This window comes from Paenibacillus sp. 01L418, assembly GCF_056400045.1.
Genome location: NZ_JBFTSN010000285.1, coordinates 1 through 8,558 on the forward strand (window position 1 = coordinate 1; position 8,558 = coordinate 8,558).

10 protein-coding genes are annotated in these 8,558 nt (G+C 42.3%); 7 read left to right on the forward strand and 3 right to left on the reverse strand.

Annotation, left to right across the window (positions count from 1 at the left end; genetic code table 11):
• Positions 1-165: SDR family NAD(P)-dependent oxidoreductase (locus AC1DSE_RS24905; RefSeq protein WP_477528341.1), on the reverse strand; the 165-nt coding region annotated here is incomplete at its 3' end.
• Between the two features lie 166 nt (positions 166-331).
• On the opposite strand from AC1DSE_RS24905, the gene AC1DSE_RS24910 reads away from it, so the two are divergent.
• The 4 genes from AC1DSE_RS24910 to AC1DSE_RS24925 all read left to right on the forward strand — a co-directional run bounded on the left by AC1DSE_RS24910 (position 332) and on the right by AC1DSE_RS24925 (position 3,758).
• Positions 332-838, forward strand: a complete 507-nt coding sequence (locus AC1DSE_RS24910; protein ID WP_477512021.1) for a MerR family transcriptional regulator — start codon at positions 332-334, stop codon at positions 836-838.
• A gap of 224 nt (positions 839-1,062) precedes the next feature.
• Positions 1,063-1,545 (forward strand): NUDIX hydrolase, encoded by a 483-nt coding sequence (locus AC1DSE_RS24915; protein ID WP_339209183.1) that lies wholly within the window; start codon positions 1,063-1,065, stop codon positions 1,543-1,545.
• A 969-nt stretch (positions 1,546-2,514) separates the two neighbouring features.
• The gene (locus AC1DSE_RS24920) at positions 2,515-3,516 is read left to right on the forward strand and encodes a helix-turn-helix transcriptional regulator (protein WP_477512022.1); all 1,002 of its coding nucleotides are present in this window, start codon (positions 2,515-2,517) and stop codon (positions 3,514-3,516) included.
• Positions 3,517-3,551: 35 nt separating this feature from the next.
• Positions 3,552-3,758 (forward strand): DUF1643 domain-containing protein, encoded by a 207-nt coding sequence (locus tag AC1DSE_RS24925; RefSeq protein WP_477512023.1) that lies wholly within the window; start codon positions 3,552-3,554, stop codon positions 3,756-3,758.
• Positions 3,759-4,074: 316 nt separating this feature from the next.
• Here the strand turns inward: AC1DSE_RS24925 and AC1DSE_RS24930 are convergent, their stop codons facing one another.
• Complete coding sequence (locus AC1DSE_RS24930) at positions 4,075-5,100, reverse strand: nitroreductase family protein (RefSeq protein WP_477512024.1); 1,026 nt, start codon at positions 5,098-5,100, stop codon at positions 4,075-4,077.
• Positions 5,101-5,379: 279 nt separating this feature from the next.
• Here AC1DSE_RS24930 and AC1DSE_RS24935 point away from each other — a divergent pair, with 279 nt between their 5' ends.
• Positions 5,380-5,889: a MarR family transcriptional regulator gene (locus tag AC1DSE_RS24935; protein ID WP_477512025.1), complete on the forward strand. Its 510-nt coding sequence runs from the start codon at positions 5,380-5,382 to the stop codon at positions 5,887-5,889.
• A 267-nt stretch (positions 5,890-6,156) separates the two neighbouring features.
• On the opposite strand, the gene AC1DSE_RS24940 is transcribed toward AC1DSE_RS24935, so the two are convergent.
• Positions 6,157-7,137, reverse strand: a complete 981-nt coding sequence (locus AC1DSE_RS24940) for an IS110 family RNA-guided transposase (protein WP_477528342.1) — start codon at positions 7,135-7,137, stop codon at positions 6,157-6,159.
• Positions 7,138-7,497: 360 nt separating this feature from the next.
• Between AC1DSE_RS24940 and AC1DSE_RS24945 the strand changes: the two genes are divergently transcribed.
• Positions 7,498-7,971: a DUF2975 domain-containing protein gene (locus AC1DSE_RS24945; RefSeq protein WP_076269355.1), complete on the forward strand. Its 474-nt coding sequence runs from the start codon at positions 7,498-7,500 to the stop codon at positions 7,969-7,971.
• Positions 7,968-8,171 (forward strand): helix-turn-helix domain-containing protein, encoded by a 204-nt coding sequence (locus AC1DSE_RS24950; RefSeq protein WP_076269356.1) that lies wholly within the window; start codon positions 7,968-7,970, stop codon positions 8,169-8,171. The genes AC1DSE_RS24945 and AC1DSE_RS24950 overlap by 4 nt, the downstream gene beginning before the upstream one ends.
• Positions 8,172-8,558: the final 387 nt, after the last annotated feature.

Sequence of the window (8,558 nt, forward strand, 5' to 3'; positions counted from 1 at the left end):
GCTCTTGACCGCATTCTGGATGCTCCTATCGTCGGCTGGAAAATCAGAACGGTTTACAGCAACCACATGCCAGTTCTCCGACAGTAATTTCCGTGTTAGTTCTAACCCGATCCCAGCGCTTGCGCCTGTAATCAATGCGATATGTTCACTCTGGTCCTTGTTCATTGTACATCTCCTTTTTAATATGATTCGATAGTGCACATTCTATAACTTGAAGTCGACTCCAAGTCAAGACGCGAAAACAAAGCTTTTCTCCAAGGATAAGAGATTTGACTTAGAGCCAGCTTCAAGATGTATAATGTACAAAAATCAATCTTAGGGAGGGAACAGGATGAAGGAAGAGCAATGCTTTACGATAAAGCAAACCGCTGGACAAACCGGAATTACTGAGGATACGATCCGTTATTACGAAAAGATCGGGCTGCTGCCTCGCGCAGAGCGGAAGGATAACGGGCACCGCATCTATCGGCAGGAGGACATCAATACGATCCGGCTGATAGCATGCCTGAAAAAAACGGGGATGCTGCTAGAGGAAATTCGACCTTTTTTGGCGGTCTCGGCCGATACTGATCCCGCGGAATATCCGGAGATTGTGGGACTCTTAAGAAGTCATCGTGAAAATATTATCAGCCAGATCACATCACTGCAGCAAGTTGTTGATTTTATCGACATGAAGTTGGAGGAGGGGAGATATAGACGGGACTGCAAGGATGAGTGTCTAGACGGCGTACCAGAGAAAATGTTGGGTGAACCGAAAACAAAGCCTGTCTCACCCGGCGAGATGAGGTATTTTTCCGTATCGGCCAAAGCGGGCAAGTCACATTCTTCCGTAAGATAAGCTCGCCATAACAAGAGGAGAGGTTACTTCCCCACATAAACTGCTGTAGTCCGTTGAGCTAACGGGGAACGATAGTTGAATGATACACATTGATGAGCAGGTGCTACGGCAGCCTACTTTTTTCATTGAAATGGGGCAGGATAGTTTGAAGCTTGCGTAGAATAATCCTGTATAACAAATCCATATTTTGGTTAATTCGATAGTGTGAAATGGGGTTGATACAAATGTTTTTAGTAAATTCTCGTGCCATAATTGAAAGAATAGTAAACGGAATATTAGAAATAGTAGTACAGACAAGGGATAAAGCGGGTGAAACGAAAAAAATTGAACTTCCTGGTGGCAGAATTGAGCAATATGAATCATTAACACAAGCTCTAATAAGGGAAGTTAAGGAAGAGACTGGACTGGATGTAGTTGAAATTGAAGGCGAGGATACACGGGTCGATACAACAGGAATCGACCCAGAATTCCAAGTGGAATGTATAAGACCGTTTGGAGCTTATCAAACAATAAAGGGTCCTTTCGATTCAGTTGGAGTTTATTTCCGTTGCAAGGTGCAAGGGGAGTTATTATCTTCAGGTGATGATACTAAAAACCCACGATGGATTTCAGTAGACGAATTAAGACGTTTGATGGATGATGAACCTTTGCAATTTTCTAATGTAGACAGAGCAGGAATAATGTTTTACTTAAAATCACTCAAGTAGACTTGGGTTTACAATTAAGAGCCTGGGAGAAAAACACCCTGGAGTTGAGCGATTTGAATGTAATTTCTCACAACATAAATGATTGTACAAACGGGGAACAATAGCTTAATTAACTATCAAAAGAACGAGGCTGCCGACATAAATCGGCAGCCTCGTTGAGCTGACGGGCAGTTTAGTTTTAAGGTATGATACACGGAGGATTTAAGAAGGGAGCAATAAATTATGTTACCTCTATCGAACAAAGTCACATTGTCTTCCATTGATGGTTCTGCAAAGCTTATACTAGCGACAAGATATCCGGTTCATATTAATTATACTTTTGATATGACAGGAGCAACAAAATTCATATCACATACTTCTCATTTTTGCGTGAGATAAGAACAGATTGAGGGTATTGTTTGTTGTATCGACCAAGGAATAATGGCAGAACTTCAAGATAATGATTCTGATGGGTTTATAAAAATAAGTTTCAAGGAAGATACGATTTTTGTTCACGCACAAATCGGTGGTTCGCATGAAGAGAGTGTTTACATTGAATTTATAACAGGAGGAAAACTGTACTCAAATTTACCACGGGGCTAAGAGAGCTTTTAAATAATGAGGATATTTACTAAGTTGCATTGTACTAACGGGGAAGTTTAGTTCAATAGCATACAACGATGAGCAGGCGCTGTAGTGACCTGCTCATTTCATTAAACTAATGGGCAGTTTAATGGAAATGATTTGTAGAAAAACCTATAGATGAAAGCGACAAAAGTAGTGTAGGTCGGGTAGATTCCAGATCTGGCATATGCTGCGGGATCTTCTGGCTACCCTCTCTAGCGATTTTCAATCTAGACAATTCTACTGGCAGTTGAATAAAGCGGATGTGACAATTCAACCAACGCTTGATAGAATCACGTTTGCGGAAATGCTATGCTGTATTCGACGGTGCGCACTGTACATTTTGTTTTTTTCGGAGGTAATACGATGCTCGACTTACGTAAAATTGGAGCTTATATTTCGAAGCTTCGCAAAGACCAGGATCTGACCCAATTGGAACTTGCAGATCAACTGAATTTAAGTCATCAAGCGGTATCGAAATGGGAACGGGGCGATTCGATACCGGATATCGGAACGCTTCCGCAGCTTGCGAGGTTATTCGGAAAAACGGTAGACGACATTATTAATGCAGGAGAAAACGCAGAAAATCGGGAGTACCAGCACCTAGGAACGATCGTTGAGGAGATCGCAGGGAACAGGCCAGAACAAGTTGCAGAGATGGTCAATACCGGAGAGGTGGAGGTGGAAGAGCTTGTAGAAGTAGCGCCGTTTGTAAAGGCAAGCGTTCTGCATAAGGTTACTGAACGATTAGACAGCAACGTCTTTAAGTTAGACGTGATCATGAGGCTGGCTCCGTTCCTTGGAACAGATACATTGGATGAACTGGTTTGTCAGGCAGAAGAGGGCGAGATTGTGTGGAATGTCATTACCGGACTCGCTCCGTTCGTCAGCAGTGACACATTAAATCGACTGGTAGATAAATCGATTGACGGTTCCTTAGAAGTGCACAATCTTGTTGGAATTGCGCCGTTTCTTGGAAGAGAACATGTAGATCGATTGGTACAAAATGCAGAAGAGAGCAGCTTGAGCTGGCATTCCGTTCAAGGGCTGGCACCCTTTATTAGCAGAGAGACATTAAGTCGTTTGGTAGACCGGGTTGTAGACGGCACCATCGATGCGAACCGGATCGTAAGCCTCGCACCTTTTCTAGGTAGGGAACAGGTGGATCGGTTGGTACAAGAAGCCGAAGAAGGAAGCTTGAGCTGGAATGCCGTGAATGGACTGGCGCCCTTTATTAGCAGAGAGACATTAAGTCGTTTGGTAGACCAGGTTGTAGACGGCACCATCGATGCGAACCGGATCATAAGCCTAGCACCTTTTCTGGACAGGGAAAATCTAGAGAAGTTGATTGGTGGAGTATCCAAGTAGAGCAAATCAATTCGAATCAGATATGACGTTCAATATTGTTTTGCATTTTTTGTCATAATAAATATTCAGGCGTGTTTATCGCAAACTTGTTTCCAATTTACGAGAAGGATCCAAAGAAATTGAATCAGTATATCCGTAAGCCAGAATATGCAGAACATATGGCCAAAAACAACCAAGCCATGCATGATATGCTCTTGAAGAATCCTCACATCAAGGATGTCATCATAGCTTGGGGACAATGAATCAAAACTAGATAATCTTGAGATAAGGAACTATCGTTAACATTATGCTATACCAGCTAATAATAAGCAGCAGAGAAGGCATCGGGAGAATGCCTTCTCTTTTGATTGTCGAACGATGTCTTAATAAAAACGAAGTGCCAGCGGTGATAAGTTTTTGATTTTGTAATCGGGAATCAAAACTGAGTTGGATTATTGAAGCTGTGTTCGGCTTGACCAAGCTTGAAACTTTTACGTTTCCAACTTGTTTTGTCGGCGGGGGGTGCTCATTCGCCCTTCATCGCACTTTGGAGCTTCCTTAAATGAGGTTCATATTTATTCAAAGGCGTATTACATTTAAAGTCGAGGGAGTGGAGGATGAATATGAAATTTGCTCCACTGTCCCAACTTCCAGTACAGCTACAATTCTCTCTTGCAGATCTATCTTAAGAGGTATCGGTAGCCGTCGCTCATATATCCATTCCGGCATGGTGCGACGAACATGCCAGCCTTTAGAGTTGGCCAACATTTGAAAGTTCTGAATCAAACAACATGCTGCAGCATAATCCTCCTCTTGCTTGTGCGGGTCAGCTTCTTTCTTTGCCAATACGATAAGTAATGACTGCGAGGTATTCCCATGTGAAGGCGCGAGTTTAGCAACGGCTTCTTCGCCGGTCACATAAATAAATCGCCATGGTTCACGAAGTCCATCATTCGGTGCCCAAACAGCGATGTTTAATGTTTCCAAAATGTCTTGAGAAGATACATAACGGTCTTCATTAGTTAGATGCAGTTTTGTATCTGTTGTGAATTCTGTCCAGTTCATTTCCGCGGGTGTCCTTTTTCGGGCTTTAGGTGACCTATCAAAGTATCCAATATTTAAAATACCGGCAAACTTCTCCCCTGTCTTCAGGCCAATTTCATTAAAAAATGACGGATTGTTCAGCAATGGGTCCGTGTACCAGAGCATCCCCAAACCGTTTTCCCAACCAACCAATTGAAGGTTTTGCATGATGCTGCAGACGGCGGCATAATTGTTGTCACGCTGTCGATGATTTTCTGAAGATGCCGCAATAAAAACCAGATGAACCGGCGTATTAAGAACGGATTTGGTGAGAAATCCCGTTAATTTTGACGGGATCAATTTACCAAGCTGACTGTCTATTACTTTGGCAAACATGCTCTCTGCCAGTCGCAAACGCGATTCCATGGAGTCATAATAAATGCAACGCCAATGTTGAGGCGCTTCGGATTTCCACATACTTGAAGCTTGTTTGAGCAATGAATTCATCAATTCGAATGGGACGGGCTCTGATTTAAACTTGCGAATGGTTCGGCGTTCTATTATCGTTTTGGCAAGATTCACAGTCATACCCCCTCGATTGTACTGAGTAGATGAATCGGAACGAGTCAAATGCAACACCTTCTTTTTATTATTGTTAACGATGAAACTATAATATAAAAGCGTAATTGCTGTCAACTTCTCTTTATATTCGGTGTTTCAGGGTTGATACCTATGAAGTAATGTGATAAAATAATTTATAAGTGAACAATAAAAAATAGGACTTAAAACAATCATATAGCGTTAGCCCGCGTATTAAACTTGCTAGGGGCAATTCGCTTTTATAAAGGGGATGTTAACATCATGTCTGAGGGGTTAAAGCGAACATTGTACGAACGTTTTCTTCACTTTGTTCATCTAACCGAGCAAATGTTTACAGCAGAGATTAGCGAGTTTACTGGCTTGGCACAGTCACATGGCATTACATCCATTCCGAACAACTTGACAAGCGTACATGTGATTGATTGCATTGGAAACAATGAACCTATTAACAATACGTCGATTGCAGAAAAAATGAATTTGTCCAAAGCCAGCATTTCAAAAATTAGTAATAAGTTACTTCAAGAGGGTTTTATCAAACGAAACCAGATGGTTGATAATAAAAAAGAGGTCTATTTTACCCTTTCACCCAAGGGCAAAAGGATTTATGAATTACATGCGACCATGCATGAATTGATGGAGGATAGGTTTATATCGGTTTTAAATGAATTATCGGAGTCTGAAATCCAGGCCTCCCTGAAATTTTTTCAAGTGATGATTGAAAAACGTGATGATATGTTTAAGGGAGAACCATTGGCATTAAAAAATAGGTAGAACTCAACACCAAATTTCGGATTGTGGACTGCATTTTGGTGTACAGCGATAAATTCTTCACCACTGGTCCAGCAAGCGACCGAATGGTTCCGCACGAAGTCCATCCGGTTAGAAGAACTTCAAATGACTACAGATCTTTTTCACTTCGACCTTATGGTGGTGTAGCGCTCTAACATCCGAATTGGTCATGACCATACACGTGGTTATGAGAAAGAGAAAACGCCGGAGACGAAGGCGGCCACGTTTGCTTAGCGCCATTTTTCCACGTCATTTACCTGAGCTGGCTTCCGTTAGGTTAAGACCGGCGTGGAGACGCAAGACGTTTTCATGCGTATAACCACTTAAGTTACCAGCTTCGCCCAGCACACCGGCTAAACTGGTCACATTTACACCGCGAATCTCAAGCAGTTTCTGCGCGTTTGGAATGCGCCCCAGAATATGATGGAGCTCATGTTCAATTTGCTCAAGCTGGTGCTGCGCCAAGTCGTATTCTTCGAGTAAATGGGCTAAATGCAGCTTGTAGGCGTAAAGTGCCTGCGTAGCGCCAACGCTGCGTTTAGCCAGCACAATGAGCTGCGCGGCTCGATGCAATCCTGCATGGTGTTTCACATATTGCTTCCAGCCGGCAATGACTTTCTCTGTCGTTAAGCTGCTAATTTCCTTCGGAAGAGGAAACAGCCTTAACGTAGCAATGGCGCTGGTGCAGGTAAGGATTTTAAAGACGTGCCGTATTTCAGGGAAGACAATATCTACCCAACGATGAATCTGATTAACAGCGCTGTTAAGTCGTTTGGTAACCGTGTCCCGGTTGGCCATGAGAATCCGGAGTTCCTCATAGGCTTCTGGGTTGAACTGGACAGGGGAATAGTAGCCATTTTTGACCATATCTGCGATGTCGAGTGCGTCTTTGTGGTCGCTTTTGGAAGGGGTATTGTCGCGGTTTTCCTTGTTCTTTTTGACGAGGTGGGGATTTACGAGAACAGCCTCAATTCCTTTTGATGAAAGCCAGCGAGCCAGGCTGAACCAGTAGTGGCCGGTAGGCTCCATGCCGACGATAACTTTGCTCAGCTTGAATGATTTGAGCAGATCTTGAATCCATAGGCCGAACCGCCCAAACCCTTCATCATGACTGCTAAATTCTAGCGACGAACCCAGAGCAACACCACGATAGCTGACTGCACGAGCGACATGATTCTCCTGGGCAATATCTACTCCGACAACAAGATGAAATGAGGAAATGTTTTCAATGCGTTGATTTTGTTTCCTGTGATTTAAACTTCATAGTAGAGCGACCTCCTGATGGTGAGATTAAAGGGCTGTAGACCCGTTTCCAACTCCCATATTACAGAGGCGCTCTTTTTTATGCAAAGTCCAAAATATTCGTTTTACAGGAATTCTAACGGGCAAGATAGTTTAATCATTTTCGCGATTAACTTCAATTAGTGGGTTCATAAATATGTCCGTATTTCGGCTCAAATTTGAAGGAGGAACAAATAAGCCGTAGGGCTTATTTTTTTTAATAACTTGTGGGGTTCAAACGAAGAAAACAATGTATTTTTATTGTGAAACGATAAATGAAGTGATAAAATCAAAAATGAGGTGAAATAAATGAAAAAAGAGACGCTCTTTTTAAAAATTGTTCTGGTTGTTATGGCAATTCCTGCATTAGTGATGTGTTTTTATGGAATCCCAGCGATGGCGCATAGTATGATGCCGGATTTCCCGGATATTAAAGTTTATCTTTCCGCTTTGGCTGCGTATGTGGCGTCTATTGCGTATTTATTTACGCTACTTCAGGCATTAAAGCTTCTCAGGTACATTGATACAAATACCGCTTTTTCGCAAACCTCTGTTTTAGCGCTTAAGAAAATAAAACAAGCGGCGGTTGTCGTATCACTCATGTTTGCATGTAATCTCCCGCTTTTCTACTTTGTAGCTGACGGCGCAGATGCACCAGGCGTCATGGTCATTGGGCTAATTATAACCTGTGCGCCAGTCGTAATCGCAGTATTTGCCGCAGTTCTTGAGAAACTGCTCAAAAACGCGATCGAGCTCAAAGAAGAACAGGAGTTGACCGTATGATAGTGGTTAACATTGACGTCATGCTTGCAAAGCGGAAAATGAGCGTTACTGAGCTATCCGAGAAAGTCGGCATTACAATGGCGAACCTGTCGATACTTAAAAACGGAAAAGCGAAAGCCATTCGAATCTCAACACTCGAAGCGATCTGCAAAGCACTCGCTTGCCAGCCTGGAGATATTCTCGAGTATCGGCAGGATTGAATAAAATAAAAAAACCGCCGTACATTGCGGATGTAAGTAATGATGAAGAGCTCGAAAGCTATATCAATCCTAACGACTACATAGCCTTCGCCTTTGAGGCTAACGGCAATATGACACTATACCATAAGAATAACTCATCAATAATAATGCTTTCTCATAACCATTGTTTAATCGGGTGACAAGAACATAGTAACATTGTAAGCCGCAATTTATGCGGCTTTTTTATTTTTGTTATCACTTTCTTGCCAAAATGATATGACATGAACGTGTTAACATTTCTGATGAGTGACAAGGGGAAATGGTTTAGTTTCTTATGAAGTTTATTATGAGAATGACATACCTGAGTCATAGATTTGGGATAAAAATGTACTTAGCGGCGATAGTAAA